Below are 16127 nucleotides of genomic sequence, written 5' to 3'. Positions count from 1 at the left end.
CAATCAGCCATCAAAGGGTTTCAGTGTCCGTCTTCAAGAACGTCATCGTCTACCGCATCGAAGCGACGTGGTCGCAGTCGCTCGACCAGGTCGAGCAGGGCCTCGGCACGCAGCGCTTCGTCCCCTGCAGCCCCTCGCAGGAAAAATCCGCAGGCTGGGTCGAACCTCGTGGCCAGGAACATGGCCCGCTCGCCGAATCCATCGGCGGCCAGTGGCTGCTCGAATTCATGGTCGAAACCAAGGCCCTGCCGGCTTCCGTCGTGCGCCGCAAGGTCGAGGAACGCGCCGCGCAGATCGAGGCCACCACCGGCCGCAAGCCCGGCAAGAAGGAAAAGAAGGAGCTCAAGGAGGACATCACCCTCGAACTGCTGCCCCTGGCCTTCACCCGCCACGCCCGCGTCGCGGTGTGGATCGACCCGGCCGCGCGCCGGCTCGTCGTCAACTCCAGCAACGCGGCACGCGCCGATGAAGTGGTGACGAACCTGGTGAAGGCGCTCGACGGCTTCGCCGTCTCGCTCGTCAACACGCAGATCGAGCCCGCCGTCGCCATGTCGGAGTGGCTGTCGAGCCAGGAGCCGCCCGCCGGCTTCACCATCGACCGCGAATGCGAACTCAAGGCCAGCGACGAATCGAAGGCCGTGGTGCGCTACGCCAAGCACCCGCTCGACATCGAGGAAGTGCGCCAGCACATCGCCGACGGCAAGCGCCCGACCCGGCTCGCGATGACATGGGACGACCGCGTGTCCTTCGAGCTGACAGAAGGCCTGCAGATCCGCAAGATCGTGTTCCTCGAAGGCACGCTGGACGATGCGCCGGCTTCTTCTTCGGGAGGCAAGGAAGACAACTTCGACGCGGATGCCGCGATCGCCACCGGCGAACTCGGGCAGCTCGTGCCGGAATTGCTGGAAGCCCTGGGCGGCGAGATGCGGCTGGGTACGGCATCGGCCGATGCGGCGCCTGCTGCTACTGCAGGCGCGCAGGCGAAGGCCAATGCCGAGGAAGCGCTGGCCGACGAATCGGCGCCGTTCTAGCCACGTCCCCTTCGGCTGCCGGCCTCGCGGCCGCCTTCAGGCCGCGAGTCTCGTGAACTGCACTCTCGAAAGCAGCCGTTTGAAGTCGCCGTCGAACGTGACCAAATGCTCGCCTTGATGGATGACCGCGGCAGCCAGCCACGCATCGGGTATGTCGTTCGCGCCAAGTGCATTGTCAGCGCACATTTCGCGAAATGCGGTCCACTCGGCGCCGAGCGCCGCTTGCTCCACACCCGGTGCGCTTAGCAGCGCGTCCACGAAGCGCAAGGCCTCGATGGTCGGCGTCGGGTTCACAAATATCTTCGGATGCGTCACAAGCCTCAGGAAGCTCGCAATCACCATCGGTTGGAGCTTCAGCGGCCTTCCTTGAGTTGCGCTGGCGACGGCGCCTTCGAGCCATCTACGGGCCGCTGCATAGTGAGGATGATCGCTACGGGAAGCAGCGACCAGCACGTTGACATCAGGCGTCACTGTCGGCGGCGTCCAACATCGCCTTGTTGCTCAATCCGTCGAGCCCCGAGGCCAACCCGCCCTTACCTCGGTAGACAGGTAGGCGGACGGATCTCTTTTGAGGCGGGCGTGAACGCAGGCGCAGTTGCAGCCCTTCTTCAATCAGACGCGTCAGACTCGTGCGCTGCTGCGCGGCCAACGCCTTGGCTTCGGTCAACAATGCGTCGTTGAGGTTTAGCGTGGTCTTCATGAACAGGCCTTGATCGCAGATCGCTGGGTGCGAGTACAGATTTCTGTATTGTAGTGCCGGCACCCGTTTTTCGCGACGAGCGCTGCTAGACCGGAGGCCGCAGCGCGTCAGTCGCGCCCGGTTTGATGGCGTCGGCGCTCGACTCATCGGACCGGGGCGCATCGTCCTCGGGCTGCTGGGGCCGCACCAGCGTCCATTCGGTGAGCTTGCCGCCCACGAAAGTCGCGTCGACCCATGAGCCGCCGGCATCGGTCCAGCGGAACACTTCAGGCTGAGTGTTCTCGGGCGTGCGAAGCTCGCCCAGCGCGCGCGTCATCGCGACCACGTGCAGCAGATTGACCTTCGGCTTCAGTTTGGCATTGAGCATCACCGCGCTCGCGACGGTGCCCATGGGGCGGTCGGTGGCGCGTTTGAGCACCTGCATCGCGCGGTTGAAATGCAGCAGCAGGAACATGACGATCGCGCCGCCGACGAGCGCCACGCCGGCCCAGCCGTAGCTACGATAGGCCACGCCGAGCAGGATCAGTCCGCCGACGGGGACGAGGATTCTTCCGAAATTCATGCGCGGATTGTCGCTCGGCGCCCAGCCGCTTACGGACGCTTGCGCAAGAACATGTGCGTGGCCCGCTCGCCGGCGACGCTTTCCGAGCACTCGTAGCCCAAGGCAGGCAGGTCGAGCCCCTGGAAAAGATTCTCTCCTGCGCCCAGGAGCACGGGCCGAAGGGCCAGATGCAGCTCATCGATCAGCCCCGCGCTCAGGTACTGACGCACCGTGGACACGCCACCCCCAAGCCGCACGTCGCGACCACTCGCTGCGGCCTTCGCCTGCTCCAGAGCCGCGTGAATGCCTTCGGTGACGAAGCGGAACTCCGTGCCTCCCGCCATCGCGAGCGGCGCGCGCGGATGGTGTGTGAGCACGAACACGGGGGTGTGATACGGCGGCTCGTCGCCCCACCAGCCCTTCCAGCTGTCGTCCGGCCATGGGCCGCGAACCGGGCCGAACATGTTGCGTCCGAGGATCCATGCGCCGACGCCGTCGAAGCCCTGCTCCGCGAGGCGGTTGTCGACGCCCGTCTCGCCAGCGCCCTGGCCGGACATGTTGAGCCACATGCGGGTATGGAAGAGCCATTCCATCAGTTCAGGGCCGCGAATGCCGAGCGGATTCTGGAGATCCTGGCTCGGACCGGCGCCGTAGCCGTCGAGGGAGACGCTGAAACTTTGAACGCGGAGTTTGGGCATGCGAGGGCTCCTTGCCGATGGCCCTCTACTATCCCACTACCGGCGCGAAGGCGACGCGCCCGGCGGGTAGACCCGCTGCCAGGTCATGCCCCTCGGCTTGTGGGAGAGGCGGCCGTCCCATTGAAATGGGTCCTTGCCATCCCAGGCAGTTTTTTCCATGGCTTCGACCAGGGTCGGTCGCAGCGTTTCCTTGTCCAGGTTGTAGCGCGCGTAGTAGCCCGCGTCGCCCATGCCGCGCGCCTTGGCCCACTCGACCAAGTGACCGCGTTGCGGGCCACGGCCGCGGTTGTAGATGTCGAAGCGCGAGGAGCCGTCCGGATGCGGGAAGCGAATGGCTGCGACGGTGGCCGGCAGCTTTCGCTCGTCGTAGTCGAAGAAGATCGACGACAAGTTGTAGGCGCCGGAACTGCAGGGCACCTCCAGCAAGAAGCGACCGCGCTGCCACGGATGGAAGACCGCCTGGCGGGACCAGTTTCGCTTCCAGAGCAGCGTGACCCATTGGTACAGGTTTGCAGCGCCTGAAGCCATGTCATTGCAGACGTCCGCATAGTCGGCCACCGGCAGACTGTTCAAGGCCTTTGCGCAGGCGCGCACGAAGGCAAGCTCGCCGTAGCGCACCAATGCCAATTCGTTGCATTGGAATTCCCGAATCTCGATGGTGCGGCGCGGTGCCGTCGCTTCGCCAGCGGCATGGACTGGGGCGTTGGAGGCCAGGGCAGTGACGACAAGAACTGCGGCAATTTTCATCGTTAGGCGAGCGCGTAAGGAAAGCGGTCAGCCTAGCGGCGCTGCGAAGCAATCAGCGGCGGTCCTACATCGGAATATTCTGAAAATGGTGATGGTGAGTTGATCGAGTCGCCGCCACATCAACACGCGAAATTGGCGACGGTACTTTCGGGGAGTTGGCCACGCGCGTCGGTGTCTCAGGGCAGCGGGAAGGCGCCGCCCCGCTTCCAGACAGTGGCGGCAGCTTTAACGGGTTGGAAGACCGGGCAACCATTTGCCAGAAACAGGCAGGACCTTCGCCCTCTCGTCCGTGCCGCCAAAAACTGAGGCACGAACGAAGAAGCCGCAGGCTAAACGCAACTGCGGCTTCGGCCGTAAAAAAATTGTCGGGCTTCCAATTTGCCTACGTGACTTGCGCGGCATGCCAGCGCGATTGCAACTGGCACACGCGCCATCGACCCCTCAAGCCAACTTGAAAGGCAACTCCCGCACAGGCTTCCCCGTAATCGCCGCCACCGCATTCGCAAACGCCGGCGCCAGCGGCGGCAACCCCGGCTCACCCATGCCGGTAGGCGCATCAGCACTCGGCACGATGTGCACCGCAATCTGCGGCATATCCGTGATGCGCGGCACAACGAAGTCCCCGAAATTGCTCTGCTGCACCACCCCATCCTTCAGCGTGATGGCCGCACCAGGCAGGCACATCGACAGCCCCATCACTGCCCCACCCTGCACTTGCGCTTCCACGCTCTTCGGGTTGACCACCAGATTGCAGTGCACGCCCGCCGTCACGCTGTGCAGCATGGGCGTGCCGTCCTTCACCGAGGCTTCGACGACGTACGCCACCACCGAGTTGAAGGATTCGTGCACCGCCACGCCCCAGGCCCGGCCCGTTGCGAGCGTCTTCTTGCCGTAGCCGGACTTGTCCACCGCCAGTTGCAGCGCCGCCTTGTGGCGCGGGTGCTGGTCGCCGATCAGCTTCATGCGGTACGCGACCGGGTCCTGCCTGGTGGTGCGGGCGATCTCGTCGAGCAGCGTTTCCATGACGAACGCCGTGTGGGTCGAGCCCACGCTGCGCCACCACAGCACCGGCACGTTGAGCTTGGGGTGATGCACCGTGAGCCGCATCGGGACGTCGTAAGGCTCCTTCATGCCTTCGACGGCCGTGGCGTCGATGCCGTCCTTGACCATCATCGGCTCGAACATGCTGCCCATCAGCAGCGACTGGCCGACGATGACGTGGTCCCAGCCGGTGACCTTGCCCTGTGCGTCGAAGCCGATCTTCGCGGTGTGAAGGTGCATCGGGCGGTAGTAGCCGCCCTTGATGTCGTCCTCGCGGCTCCACAGCGTGCGGATCGGCGCATGGACACCCGCCGCCTGCGCGGCCTTGACGACGCCGCAGGCCTCGGCCACGTAGTCGCTGGTCAGCAGGCCGCGACGGCCGAAGCCGCCGCCCGCCATCTGCACATGGACCTTGACGCTCTCGGGCGGCACGCCCAGCACCTTCGCAGCCGCCATGCCGTCGATGCCCGGCATCTGCGTGCCCGTCCACACTTCCACCTTGCCTCCCGCGAGGCTGACGGTGCAGTTGAGCGGCTCCATCGGCGCGTGCGCGAGGTAGGGGAAGACGAACTCGGCTTCGATCTTGTGCGGCGCGCTGGCGAGCTTCGAGACGTCGGCGTCGTACTTGCGCTTGCCCGGCTTGGTCGCGAGTTCGCGGTATTGCGCAAGCTGCTTCTCGCTGTCGACCTTCTCGACGGCGCTGGTGTCCCATTCGAGCTTGAGCGCATCGCGGCCCTGCTTGGCGGCCCAGTAGCCGTCGGCGACGACGGCCACGCCTTCGGCACCGCGATCCAGCGGCACGCGCAGCACGGCCTTGACGCCCTTGATCGCCTTTGCGGCGCTGTCGTCCACCGCCTTGAGCTTGGCGCCGAACACCGGCGGATGAGACACGACGGCGGTCAGCATGCCGGGCAGGCGCATGTCGATGCCGTAATCCTGGTGGCCGCTGGACTTGGCCTGCGCGTCGAGGCGGCCGGTGGGCTTGCCGATGAGGCGGAAGTCCTTCGGGTCCTTGAGCTTGACGGTCTCGGGCACCGGCAGCTTCATGGCCGCCTCGGCCAGTTCGCCATAGCCGAGTTGCTTGCCGCCGGGGCCGATGACGACGCCGTTGCGCGTCTGCAGCGTCGCGGCATCCACCTTCCACTGTGCCGCGGCCGCGCTCACCAGCATCGCGCGGGTGCGGGCGCCGAGTTCGCGGTATTGGGTGTACGAGTTCTTGATGGAGCCCGAGCCGCCCGTGATGTGCATGCCGAAGGCGGGATCGACGTAGGCCGGGTCGTTGGTGCCGTGAACGCTCTTGACCTTGGACCAGTCGGCGTCGAGTTCTTCGGCCAGGATCATCGGCAACCCGGTCTGCACTCCCTGCCCGAAGTCGAGCCGGTTGATGGTGATGGTGGTCGTGCCGTCGCGGTCGATGCGCACGAAGGCGGCGGGCTGCTGCAGCGGCTTCAGGCCGGCCGGCTTGGCGGCCGCCGCGCTCGTGTCCTGCGCGAGCGCGCCCATCGGGAAGACGCCGAGCGCGAAGCCGCTCACCGCCGTGAGCTTCAGGAAGCTGCGGCGCGGCAGGCCGGCGGGTTCGGTGGTGTCCTCCTGGCGCGTCATCAGCGCGCGGAGGTTGGCGGGCAGCTCGAAGGTCGCTTGATCGAAGTTCATGGTGATCTCCTTCTTCAAGCCAGCGTCTTGGCGGCGTCGGCGACCGCGGCGCGGATGCGCGCGTAGGTGCCGCAGCGGCAGATGTTGCCGGCCATGGCTGAATCGATCTCGGCCTCGCTGGGCAGCTTGCCGGGCGCGACCGTCTTCAGGAAGGCGGTGGCCGACATGATCTGACCGCTCTGGCAGTAGCCGCACTGCGCCACGTCATGCTTGACCCACGCGTCGTGCACGGCCTTGCCGACCTTGTCGCCGCCATCGGTGACTGCTTCGATGGTGGTGATCTTCTGCCCCGCCGCGGCGGAGATGGGCGTCACGCACGAGCGGATCGCCTGGCCGTTGAGGTGCACGGTGCAGGCGCCGCACAGCGCCGCGCCGCAACCGAACTTGGTGCCTGTCATGCCGAGCGTGTCGCGCAAGGCCCAGAGGATGGGGGTGGAAGGGTCGGCATCGACTTGCCGGTCCTTGCCGTTGATGTGGAGGGTGGTCATGGTGGGGTTTCCTCTTCTTCGGTGAATATTGGTTCGGCCAAACAATAGACCTGTGCCAGGGTCAGGTCAAGTGGCTCAGGCCTTGATGCCGTCCCAGCAGAGCCCGAAGGCCATTGCCAGGTTCTCGTCCGTGCGGGCCAGCGCGCCGGAGCGAAGCAGGTTGGCGGTCTCTCGCACGGAGCCGCCGAAGCTGTTGATCAGCAGGACGGTGGGCACGTCCTTCAGGATCTGGTGCGCCTTGGCCGACTCGATCAGGTCGACCCAGTCCTTGATGAGCCGGGCGGAGAGATTGCGGCTCTCTTCGCTGAACCAGGGCGAGTTGTAGTACTGCTCCAGGAACACGACCTGCGCGTAGTGCGTCAGGCGGTGTTCGAGCCAGTTCATCCACATGTGCCGGAATCGGCTGCGAAACGGGGCCTTGGGGTCGTCGCCGTGCATGAGGCTGGCGGTCGTCGTGGTCTTGGCCTGCTCGTAGAGCGCGACCATCAACTCTTCCTTCGACTTGAAGTAGACGTACAGCGTGCCCGTGGCCAGGCCGGCCTCGCGCGCGATGGCGGCCATGGTCAGGCCGCTCAGGCCGGTCTGCTCGACCAGCGTGAACGTGGCCTCGGCGATGGCGCGGAGCTTTTCGTCGTCCTTGGGTTTCACGGGCGCGATCTTAGTGCCTGTCGGCCTTTTGGTGAACAAAAATTCACTGAAACTGACACTTGTCTACGAACGCGGGCGATTGTTCGGTTTTTCCGGAAGCCAGTATCGGTATTCGACGTCTACCGCGAACGACTGCCGGTCTCCATACTGACTGCATCTGATCAATTCGATCAGCAACCAAGGATCGAATCGTGAACCGTCTCGAAGGAAAAGTAGCTCTCATCACCGGCGCCAGCGCCGGCATCGGCCATGCCACCGCGAAGCTCTTCGCGGCGGAAGGCGCCAAGCTGGTCGTCGGCGCGCGCCGGGCGGCCGAGCTGGAAAAACTCGTCGCAGAGATTCGCGCCGCCGGTGGCCATGCGGTCGCACTGGCAGGCGATGTGCGCTCCGAAGACTACGCGCGTGCCCTCGTCGCGCTGGCCGTGTCGACCTACGGCCGCCTCGACATCGCCTTCAACAACGCAGGCACCCTGGGCGAAGGCGGCCCCAGCACGGGGGTCTCGGAAGCCGGCTGGACCGACACCCTGGCGATCAACCTGACCGGCGCCTTCCTCGGCGCCAAGCATCAGGTCGCACAGATGCTGGAGAACGGCGGCGGCTCGGTCATCTTCACATCCACCTTCGTCGGCCACACCTTCGCGTTTCCGGGCGTGGCGGCCTACGCGGCGAGCAAGGCGGGGCTCATCGGCCTCACCCAGGCGCTCGCAGCCGAATACGGGCCGCAAAAGGTGCGCGTGAATGCGATCCTGCCGGGCGCCGTCGATACCGACATGTACCGCAGCATGAACAACTCCAAGGAGTCGCAGTCCTTCGTCACGAACCTCCATGCGCTCAAGCGCGTGGCGACGCCGGAAGAACTGGCTCGCTCCGTGCTGTATCTCGCCTCGGACGACTCGGCGTTCGTCACCGGCACGGCATCGCTGGTCGATGGCGGTGCATCCATCACCCGCACCTGATCGGGCATGGTGAAGCTGGACGGCCTGGCCACCTTCGTGGCGGTCGCGGAGTCGGGCTCCATCAGCGAGGCATCGCGGCGACTGAATCTCTCCAAGTCAGTCGTCAGCGAGCGCCTCGCTGATCTTGAAAAGGAACTGGGCGTTCGCCTGCTGCACCGCTCGACGCGCAAGCTCACGCTCACCGAAGACGGCGACACCTTTCTGGCGCGAGCCTCGGCCATCATGCGGGACGTCGAGGAGGCTGCCACCGAGCTGGCGCAGCGGCGCGGCACGCTGGTCGGGCCGCTGCGGATTTCCGCGCCAGTCACCTTTGGGCGCATGCACCTGGGTCCGGCGCTGTATCCGTTCATCGCGGCCCATCCCGGGATCGAGCTGACGCTCGAACTCGACGATCGACGCATCGATGCCGCATCGGAAGGCTATGACGGCGTGGTCCGGAACGGACCGCTTGTCGATTCGCGTCTGGTGGCGTGGACGCTGGCCCGCAGCCGCCGGGCGCTCGTCGCCTCGCCGGACTACATCGAGCAGCATGGCCGACCCTCCAGCGTCGAGGATTTGCAGCGCCACCGGGGCGTGTTCTATACGAACCGTGGCGTGGCCGACTGGCAGTTCCGCCGCGATGGCGAGCTGGTGTCCGTGCGCGCGTCGCGGGCCCTGCGAGTGAACAACGGCGACATGATGCGGGACGCCTGCGAGGCGGGACTGGGCATCGCGCTGCTGCCTACGTTCATCGTCGGGGAGTCCTTGCGCGCCGGACGGCTGCTTGCCATCGACATCGGTCTTCCCGCGGAGGAGGAGTTCTTATATGTCGCGCATCCCGAAGGCCGGTCGCCTTCGGCGAAGCTGCGGGCGATGACCGATGCGCTCAAGGCCGCGTTCGGCGACCCGCCCTACTGGGATGCGGGCCTGTGATGCACGGCCAGCCGGCACCTATTGCATCTGCTTCACGATATCCAGGGCTTCCTCGATCCGCTCCACCGCATGGATCGTCAGCCCCTCGATCTCCTTCGTGCCCTTGCGCGGTGCGTTGGCCTTGGGGACCACCGCCACGCTGAAACCCAGCTTGGCCGCCTCCCGCAACCGCTCCTGCCCACGGGGCGCGGGCCGCACTTCACCGGCCAGACCTACTTCGCCGAACGCGATGAAGCCCTTGGGCAGCGGCTTGCCGCGCAGGCTCGACGTGATCGACAGCATCACCGCGAGGTCGGCAGCGGGCTCGCTGATGCGCACCCCGCCCACCGCGTTCACGAAAACGTCCTGGTCCATGCAGGCCACGCCGGCATGCCGGTGCAGCACCGCCAGCAGCATCGCGAGACGATCCCGGTCCAGGCCCACTGACAGGCGCCGCGGGCTGGGCCCGCCGTTGTCGACCAGCGCCTGGATCTCGACCAGCATCGGCCGCGTGCCTTCCAGCGTGACCAGCACGACGCTGCCGGGCACCGGCTCGGCGTGCTGGCTCAGGAAGATCGCGCTCGGGTTCGCGACGCCCTTCAGGCCGCGCTCGGTCATCGCGAAGACGCCGATCTCGTTGACCGCGCCGAAGCGGTTCTTGATGGCCCGCACGAGGCGGAAGCTCGAATGCGTGTCGCCCTCGAAGTACAGCACCGTGTCGACCATGTGCTCCAGCACGCGCGGGCCGGCCAGAGCGCCCTCCTTGGTGACGTGGCCGACCAGCACGATGGCGGTGCCGCTGGCCTTGGCGAAGCGCGTCAGGTGGGCGGCGCACTCGCGCACCTGGGCCACCGAGCCGGGGGCGGAGGTGAGCTGGTCGGAGTACACGGTCTGGATCGAATCGATGACGGCAATGGCCGGGCGGTGGGCGTCCAGCGTGGCAATGATTTTTTCCAGCTGGATCTCGGCCAGCACTTGCACCTGCGAATGGTCGAGGCCGAGACGGCGCGAGCGCAGCGCGACCTGCGCGCCGCTTTCCTCGCCCGTGACATAGAGCGAGTTGCGGCCGGCGCGCTGCAGTGCATCCACCGCCTGCAGCAGCAGGGTCGACTTGCCGATGCCCGGGTCGCCGCCGATCAGCGTCACACCGCCGTCGACGATGCCGCCACCGAGCACGCGGTCGAGCTCGTCGATGCCGGTGGGCGTGCGCGCGATGTCGGTGGCCTCGATTTCTGACAGCGTCGCCAGTTCGGCCGAGCCGGCCAGCGACGCGAACTGGGTGCCGAAGCGGTTGTTGGCTGCGCCGCCTGCGGGGCCGGCGACCTGTTCGATCAATGTGTTCCAGGCGCCGCAGCTCGGGCATTTGCCCAGCCACTTGGGGCTGGTGCCGCCGCATTCGCTGCAGACGTAAAGCGTTTTCTCTTTGGGCATGAGACGAGTGTAGGAGGGCTGCCGACGCTCTCTGCACCAGCGGGTCGCCAAAGGGTTAACCCGAGGATCGCCTCGTCATCAATCATTTAACATGTTAAATAAATCAAGGCCCCATGAGCACGCCCTTTACCCACCGCAATCTGCCCCGCCTGCTGCTGCAGGCCCGCGAGGCCGTGATGGGCCACACACGGCCCAGCCTGCGCGAGCATGCGTTGTCGGACCAGCAGTGGCGCGTGCTGCGCGTGCTCGGCGAACACGGCGCAGTCGAGACCGGTCGCGTGGCGCGCGAGGCCTTCATCCTCGGCCCCAGCCTCACCGGCGTGCTTGCGCGGATGGAACGCGACGAACTCATCACGCGCAGCCGCGACCCGGAGGACCAGCGTCGCACCGTGGTCGAGGCCACGGCGCACGGCCGCAAGCTGGTGAAGAAGCTGTCGACCAGCATCGAGGCGCACTACGACTGGATGGAAGAGACGATGGGCAAGGAAAAGCTGGCCCAGCTCTATGCGCTGCTCGACGAACTCATCGCACTGGAGCAACCACAACCATGAGCTACACCCCCACAGGCACCGTCTACGGCGTGCTGCTGAACTTCCGCGCGGAAGTCGAGGCACTCGCGCCGCAGATGAGCCAGGCGCCCTACAAGGCGCCGCCGAAGGCGCCGGTGCTCTTCGTCAAGACCGCCAACACCTGGAGCCCGCACGGCAGCGCGATCACCGTGCCGGCAAACGTCGATGCCGTCGAGGTCGGCGCCACCATCGCCATGGTGATCGGCGCCGACAACGACGTCGAAGGCTTCGTGCTGATGAACGACCTGTCGATCCCGCATGCGAGCTTCTTCCGGCCGCCGGTCAAGTTCAAGTGCGTCGATGGCTTCCTGGGCATCGGTCCGGCCATGCGCGATGCGCAGGAGGTGGCCGACCCGGCGCAGTTCAAGCTCGAAGTTCGCATCAACGGCGAACTGAAGCAGTCGGTCGATTTCTCGCAGACGGTGCGCAGCGCCTCGCAGCTTCTGGCCGATGTCGGCGACTTCATGACGCTCGCGCACGGCGAGGTGCTGATGCTCGGCTGCGACGCCGGCCGCCCGCTGGCTCGCGCCGGTGACCGCATCGAGATCAGCGCGCCGGGCTTCGAGACGCTGGTCAACACGCTGGTGAAGGAGCAAGCATGAAGCACGCGCGCATCCTGTACGAAGGCGCGGTGCATGACGCCGTGGAGGACGAGGGCCGGCTGCGGCTGTCCGATGGCCGCTTGCTGGCGCCCGATGTCGTGACGTGGCTGCCGCCGCTGGCACCGGTGGCGCGCCCGCGCACCATCCTCGCGTTGGGCCTCAACTATGCCGACCATGCCAAGGAGCTGGAGTTCAAGGCGCCCGAGGAGCCTTTGGTTTTCGTCAAGGGCGAGAGCACGCTGACCGGCCACCGCCAGCTCACGCGCCGCCCTGCGGACGTGCAGTTCATGCACTACGAATGCGAGCTGGTGATCGTCGTCGGCAAGACCGCACGCAAGGTGAAGCGCGACGACGCCTACGACTTCATCGGCGGCTATACGGTCGCCAACGACTACGCGATCCGCGACTACCTGGAGAACTGGTATCGCCCCAACCTGCGCGTGAAGAACCGCGACACCTGCACGCCGATCGGCCCCTGGCTGGTGGATGCCAAGGACGTTGCCGACCCGATGGCCCTGGCGCTCAGCACCACGGTCAACGGCAAGGTCACGCAGTCGGGCAACACGAAGGACATGATCTTCGACGCGCCCTTTCTCATCGAGTACTTCAGCAGCTTCATGACGTTGTCGCCCGGCGACGTCATCCTGACGGGCACGCCGGACGGCGTGGTCGACTGTCGCCCCGGCGACGTCATCGTGACCGAGATCGCGCAGATCGGCGCGCTGGTCAACACCATTGCCGCGGGTTGAGCGCCTGCGGTTTTTTCAACCGGAGAAGGGAGACAACATGAAAAGAATATTCAGGCTTGCGACCGCGATGGTTGCATTGACGGCATCGGCAGTGGCAATGGACGCCGCTGCGCAAAGCTACCCGGCCAAGCCGGTGCGATGGGTGGTCGGCTATCCGGCCGGCGGCGGCACCGACTTCCTGGCGCGCACGGCGGGCACGCAGTTGTCGCAGCTGATCGGCCAACCCGTGCTGGTCGACAACCGGCCCGGGGCAGCGGCCATCATTGCTTCCGAGAACGTGTCGCGTTCGCCGGGCGACGGCTACACGGTGTTCTCGGCCGACAACGGCGTGCTCGTCTACAACCCCGTGCTCTACAAGAAGCTGCCCTACGACGCCGAGAAGGACTTCGTCGCGCTCGGCATGATGGGGCGCTCGCCCCTGATCATCACGGCGGCACCCGGCGCGGGATTCGCCGATGCCAAGTCGCTGATCGCCGCACTCAAGAAAGACCCGGGCAAGTACAGCATCGCCACGCCGGGCGCCGGCAGCCCGCACCACCTGGCGCTGGAGCTGTTCCAGCGCGAGGCCGGCGTGTCGCTGCTGCACGTGCCCTACAAGGGCGGCGCCCCGGCGCTGCAGGATCTGATGGGCGGCCAGGTCCCGCTGATGATGCTCGACCTGCCCAGCGGCATCAGCGCCGTGAAGGCCGGCAAGGTGGTGCCGCTGCTCGCGATGTCGGGCGAGCGCGTGCCGCAACTGCCGCAGGTGCCGACCGCCAAGGAGCTTGGACTGGCGGCCGTCGAGGCCTACACGTGGCAAGGGCTGGTGGCGCCCGCAGCGACATCGAAGGACATTCAAGCGAAGCTCGGCACCGATCTGCTGAAAGCCATGAACGACCCCACCGTGCGCCAGAAGCTGTTCGACGCGGGCTGGGAAGCCCGCCCGACCGACGCCGCCGAGATGAACAGTTATGTGCAGTCGGAGCGCAAGAAATGGCATGCGCTGATCGCCTCGCGCGAGATCCGGCTCGACTGAATCCGAAGGAACATCCCCATGCAGATTGATCACCTCATCAACGGCAAGCCGGTTGCCGGCCGCGACTACTTCCAGACCGTGAACCCCGCCACGCAGGAAGTGCTGGCCGAAGTCGCCTCGGGCGGCGAGGCCGAAGTGAACGCGGCCGTGGCCGCCGCGAAGGAAGCCTTCCCGAAATGGGCCGGCATGCCCGCACCCGAACGCGCGAAGCTGATCCGCAAGCTCGGCGACCTGATCGCGAAGAACGTGCCCGAGATCGCGCAGACCGAGACCAACGACTGCGGCCAGGTCATCGCGCAGACCGGGAAGCAACTGGTGCCGCGCGCGGCGGACAACTTCTACTACTTCGCGGAGATGTGCACCCGCGTGGACGGCCACACCTACCCGACGCCCACGCACCTGAACTACACGCTGTTCCATCCGGTCGGCGTGTGCGCGCTGATCTCGCCATGGAACGTGCCTTTCATGACGGCGACGTGGAAGGTCGCGCCCTGCCTCGCCTTCGGCAACACGGCGGTGCTCAAGATGAGCGAACTCTCGCCGCTCACCGCTGCGCGCCTGGGCGAGCTGGCGCTCGAAGCGGGCATTCCGCCCGGCGTGCTGAACCTCGTGCACGGGTATGGCAAGGAGGCAGGCGAGCCTCTGGTGGCGCACCCCGACGTGCGGGCCATCTCCTTCACCGGATCGACGGCGACGGGCAACCGCATCGTCCAGAGCGCGGGCCTCAAGAAGTTCAGCATGGAACTCGGTGGCAAGAGCCCCTTCGTGATCTTTGACGATGCCGACCTCGACCGTGCGCTGGATGCCGCCGTGTTCATGATCTTCAGCAACAACGGCGAGCGCTGCACGGCCGGCTCGCGCATCCTGGTGCAGCAGTCGATCTATGCCGACTTCGCGGCGAAGTTCGCCGAGCGCGCCAGGCGCATCACGGTCGGCGATCCGCTGGACGAGAAGACCATCGTGGGCCCGATGATTTCGCAGGGCCACCTCGCCAAGGTGCGCAGCTACATCGAGCTGGGCCCGAAGGAAGGCGCCACGCTGCTGTGCGGTGGCCTCGGTGCACCCGAGTTGCCAGGTCGCGTTCAGCGCGGCAACTACGTGATGCCCACCGTCTTCGCCGACGTCGACAACCGCATGAAGATCGCGCAGGACGAGATCTTCGGCCCGGTCGCCTGCCTGATCCCCTTCAAGGACGAGGCGGATGCGATCCGGCTCGCTAACGACATCCAATATGGCCTGTCGAGCTACGTATGGACCGAGAACATCGGCAAGGCCCATCGCGTGGCGGCGGCGGTCGAGGCCGGCATGTGCTTCGTCAACAGCCAGAACGTGCGCGACTTGCGCCAGCCCTTCGGCGGCACGAAGGCCTCGGGCACGGGGCGCGAAGGCGGCACCTGGAGCTACGAAGTCTTCTGCGAGCCGAAGAATGTCGCTGTCTCGCTGGGCAGCCATCACATTCCGCACTGGGGAGTCTGAGATGGGAAAGCTTGCACTCGCAGCCAAGATCACGCACGTGCCGTCGATGTACCTGTCGGAGCTTCCCGGCCCGAACTTCGGATGCCGCGATGCCGCGATCAACGGCCACAAGGAGATCGACCGCCGCTGCCGCGCGCTCGGCGTCGACACCATCGTGGTCTTCGACGTCCACTGGCAGGTGAACAGCGAATACCACATCAACTGCGGCCCGAAGTTCGAGGGCATCTACACCAGCAACGAGCTGCCGCACTTCATCAAGAACATGAAGTACGCGTACCCGGGCAACCCGACGCTCGGCCACCTGATCGGCGACATGGCCAACGAGATGGGCGTGAAGAGCCGCGCCCACAGCGACACCACGCTCGACCTGGAATACGGAACGCTGGTGCCGATGCGCTACATGAATGCGGACCAGCACTACAAGGTGATCAGCATCAGCGGCTGGTGCGACTGGCACGATCTGCACGAGTCGGGCCGCTTCGGCCTGGCGGTGCGCCGTGCCATCGAAGAGCGCTACGACGGCACGGTCGCTGTGTTCGCGAGCGGATCGCTCTCGCACCACTTCGCGGACAACGGCCGCGCGCCGGAGTTCATGCACAAGGTGTACGACCCCTTCCTGGAGCAAGTCGACCATCGCGTGGTCGAGCTCTGGAAGGCCGGTGACTGGAAGACCTTCATCGGCATGCTGCCGATGTACGCCGACAAGTGCTGGGGCGAAGGCGACATGCACGACACCGCGATGCTGCTCGGCCTGATGGGCTGGGACCGCTACGAGGCGCCGGCGGAGATCGTCACGCCCTACTTCGGCAGCTCGGGCACGGGGCAGATCAATGCGATCTTTCCGGTCACACCGCTGCCAGCGACAGCCACCACGGCCTGAGGAGCGCGAAC

General features: G+C 66.1%; 18 protein-coding genes. 9 read left to right on the top strand and 9 right to left on the bottom strand.

Annotated elements, in window-relative coordinates; translation table 11 throughout:
- Positions 1-23 precede the first annotated feature (23 nt).
- Positions 24-1031 carry a recombination-associated protein RdgC gene (locus tag QTH97_RS20330; RefSeq protein WP_286570326.1) on the top strand — a complete coding sequence of 336 codons (1008 nt, stop codon included), beginning with the start codon at positions 24-26 and terminating at the stop codon, positions 1029-1031.
- A gap of 36 nt (positions 1032-1067) precedes the next feature.
- Here the strand turns inward: QTH97_RS20330 and QTH97_RS20325 are convergent, their stop codons facing one another.
- The 8 genes from QTH97_RS20325 to QTH97_RS20290 all read right to left on the bottom strand — a co-directional run bounded on the left by QTH97_RS20325 (position 1068) and on the right by QTH97_RS20290 (position 7547).
- Complete coding sequence (locus tag QTH97_RS20325; RefSeq protein ID WP_286570262.1) at positions 1068-1502, bottom strand: TA system VapC family ribonuclease toxin; 435 nt, start codon at positions 1500-1502, stop codon at positions 1068-1070.
- Entirely contained in the window at positions 1492-1731 is a 240-nt protein-coding gene (locus QTH97_RS20320) for a DUF6364 family protein (protein ID WP_286570261.1), read from the bottom strand. Before QTH97_RS20320 ends, QTH97_RS20325 begins: the two co-directional genes overlap by 11 nt.
- A gap of 85 nt (positions 1732-1816) precedes the next feature.
- Positions 1817-2293, bottom strand: a complete 477-nt coding sequence (locus QTH97_RS20315) for a glycerate kinase (RefSeq protein WP_286570260.1) — start codon at positions 2291-2293, stop codon at positions 1817-1819.
- A 29-nt stretch (positions 2294-2322) separates the two neighbouring features.
- Positions 2323-2970 (bottom strand): dihydrofolate reductase family protein, encoded by a 648-nt coding sequence (locus tag QTH97_RS20310; RefSeq protein ID WP_286570259.1) that lies wholly within the window; start codon positions 2968-2970, stop codon positions 2323-2325.
- A 36-nt stretch (positions 2971-3006) separates the two neighbouring features.
- Positions 3007-3717: a DUF1176 domain-containing protein gene (locus QTH97_RS20305; RefSeq protein WP_286570258.1), complete on the bottom strand. Its 711-nt coding sequence runs from the start codon at positions 3715-3717 to the stop codon at positions 3007-3009.
- A gap of 441 nt (positions 3718-4158) precedes the next feature.
- The gene (locus QTH97_RS20300; RefSeq protein ID WP_286570325.1) at positions 4159-6360 is read right to left on the bottom strand and encodes a xanthine dehydrogenase family protein molybdopterin-binding subunit; all 2202 of its coding nucleotides are present in this window, start codon (positions 6358-6360) and stop codon (positions 4159-4161) included.
- 65 nt (positions 6361-6425) lie between these two features.
- On the bottom strand, positions 6426-6899 hold the full coding sequence (locus tag QTH97_RS20295; RefSeq protein WP_286570257.1) for a (2Fe-2S)-binding protein: 474 nt from the start codon (positions 6897-6899) through the stop codon (positions 6426-6428).
- A 75-nt stretch (positions 6900-6974) separates the two neighbouring features.
- Entirely contained in the window at positions 6975-7547 is a 573-nt protein-coding gene (locus QTH97_RS20290; RefSeq protein ID WP_286570256.1) for a TetR/AcrR family transcriptional regulator, read from the bottom strand.
- A gap of 191 nt (positions 7548-7738) precedes the next feature.
- Between QTH97_RS20290 and QTH97_RS20285 the strand changes: the two genes are divergently transcribed.
- Positions 7739-8503 (top strand): SDR family oxidoreductase, encoded by a 765-nt coding sequence (locus QTH97_RS20285; RefSeq protein ID WP_286570255.1) that lies wholly within the window; start codon positions 7739-7741, stop codon positions 8501-8503.
- Between the two features lie 6 nt (positions 8504-8509).
- A complete protein-coding gene (locus QTH97_RS20280) occupies positions 8510-9415 on the top strand; it encodes a LysR family transcriptional regulator (protein WP_286570254.1) in 906 nt (301 codons plus the stop codon).
- A gap of 18 nt (positions 9416-9433) precedes the next feature.
- On the opposite strand, the gene radA is transcribed toward QTH97_RS20280, so the two are convergent.
- Complete coding sequence (gene radA / locus QTH97_RS20275) at positions 9434-10825, bottom strand: DNA repair protein RadA (RefSeq protein ID WP_286570253.1); 1392 nt, start codon at positions 10823-10825, stop codon at positions 9434-9436.
- 113 nt (positions 10826-10938) lie between these two features.
- Here radA and hpaR point away from each other — a divergent pair, with 113 nt between their 5' ends.
- From hpaR to hpaD, 6 genes are read left to right on the top strand one after another with little or no spacing between them, the layout of a single operon-like run.
- Positions 10939-11376: a homoprotocatechuate degradation operon regulator HpaR gene (gene hpaR / locus QTH97_RS20270; RefSeq protein WP_286570252.1), complete on the top strand. Its 438-nt coding sequence runs from the start codon at positions 10939-10941 to the stop codon at positions 11374-11376.
- Positions 11373-11996, top strand: coding sequence for a fumarylacetoacetate hydrolase family protein (locus QTH97_RS20265; RefSeq protein ID WP_286570251.1), 624 nt, complete (start codon positions 11373-11375; stop codon positions 11994-11996). Before hpaR ends, QTH97_RS20265 begins: the two co-directional genes overlap by 4 nt.
- Complete coding sequence (locus QTH97_RS20260) at positions 11993-12745, top strand: fumarylacetoacetate hydrolase family protein (RefSeq protein ID WP_286570250.1); 753 nt, start codon at positions 11993-11995, stop codon at positions 12743-12745. Before QTH97_RS20265 ends, QTH97_RS20260 begins: the two co-directional genes overlap by 4 nt.
- Before the next feature lie 37 nt (positions 12746-12782).
- Positions 12783-13760 (top strand): Bug family tripartite tricarboxylate transporter substrate binding protein, encoded by a 978-nt coding sequence (locus QTH97_RS20255; RefSeq protein ID WP_286570249.1) that lies wholly within the window; start codon positions 12783-12785, stop codon positions 13758-13760.
- 18 nt (positions 13761-13778) lie between these two features.
- Positions 13779-15236 carry a 5-carboxymethyl-2-hydroxymuconate semialdehyde dehydrogenase gene (hpaE, locus tag QTH97_RS20250; RefSeq protein ID WP_286570248.1) on the top strand — a complete coding sequence of 486 codons (1458 nt, stop codon included), beginning with the start codon at positions 13779-13781 and terminating at the stop codon, positions 15234-15236.
- Between the two features lies 1 nt (position 15237).
- Positions 15238-16116, top strand: coding sequence for a 3,4-dihydroxyphenylacetate 2,3-dioxygenase (gene hpaD, locus QTH97_RS20245; protein WP_286570247.1), 879 nt, complete (start codon positions 15238-15240; stop codon positions 16114-16116).
- Positions 16117-16127 lie beyond the last annotated feature (11 nt).

The organism is Variovorax gracilis (assembly GCF_030317115.1).
GTDB classification, from domain to species: Bacteria; Pseudomonadota; Gammaproteobacteria; order Burkholderiales; family Burkholderiaceae_C; genus Variovorax; species Variovorax gracilis.
This window is presented reverse-complemented; position numbering and strand designations above follow the sequence as displayed.

What these genes read in the sequence shown, in the direction of transcription:
- QTH97_RS20320 (WP_286570261.1), bottom strand. Translation starts at nt 1,731, where the DNA reads ATGAAGACCACGCTAAACCTCAACGACGCATTGTTGACCGAAGCCAAG.
- QTH97_RS20315 (WP_286570260.1), bottom strand. Translation starts at nt 2,293, where the DNA reads ATGAATTTCGGAAGAATCCTCGTCCCCGTCGGCGGACTGATCCTGCTC.
- QTH97_RS20310 (WP_286570259.1), bottom strand. Translation starts at nt 2,970, where the DNA reads ATGCCCAAACTCCGCGTTCAAAGTTTCAGCGTCTCCCTCGACGGCTAC.
- QTH97_RS20305 (WP_286570258.1), bottom strand. Translation starts at nt 3,717, where the DNA reads ATGAAAATTGCCGCAGTTCTTGTCGTCACTGCCCTGGCCTCCAACGCC.
- QTH97_RS20300 (WP_286570325.1), bottom strand. Translation starts at nt 6,360, where the DNA reads ATGACGCGCCAGGAGGACACCACCGAACCCGCCGGCCTGCCGCGCCGC.
- QTH97_RS20295 (WP_286570257.1), bottom strand. Translation starts at nt 6,899, where the DNA reads ATGACCACCCTCCACATCAACGGCAAGGACCGGCAAGTCGATGCCGAC.
- QTH97_RS20280 (WP_286570254.1), top strand. Translation starts at nt 8,510, where the DNA reads ATGGTGAAGCTGGACGGCCTGGCCACCTTCGTGGCGGTCGCGGAGTCG.
- radA (WP_286570253.1), bottom strand. Translation starts at nt 10,825, where the DNA reads ATGCCCAAAGAGAAAACGCTTTACGTCTGCAGCGAATGCGGCGGCACC.
- hpaR (WP_286570252.1), top strand. Translation starts at nt 10,939, where the DNA reads ATGAGCACGCCCTTTACCCACCGCAATCTGCCCCGCCTGCTGCTGCAG.
- QTH97_RS20265 (WP_286570251.1), top strand. Translation starts at nt 11,373, where the DNA reads ATGAGCTACACCCCCACAGGCACCGTCTACGGCGTGCTGCTGAACTTC.
- QTH97_RS20260 (WP_286570250.1), top strand. Translation starts at nt 11,993, where the DNA reads ATGAAGCACGCGCGCATCCTGTACGAAGGCGCGGTGCATGACGCCGTG.
- QTH97_RS20255 (WP_286570249.1), top strand. Translation starts at nt 12,783, where the DNA reads ATGAAAAGAATATTCAGGCTTGCGACCGCGATGGTTGCATTGACGGCA.
- hpaE (WP_286570248.1), top strand. Translation starts at nt 13,779, where the DNA reads ATGCAGATTGATCACCTCATCAACGGCAAGCCGGTTGCCGGCCGCGAC.
- hpaD (WP_286570247.1), top strand. Translation starts at nt 15,238, where the DNA reads ATGGGAAAGCTTGCACTCGCAGCCAAGATCACGCACGTGCCGTCGATG.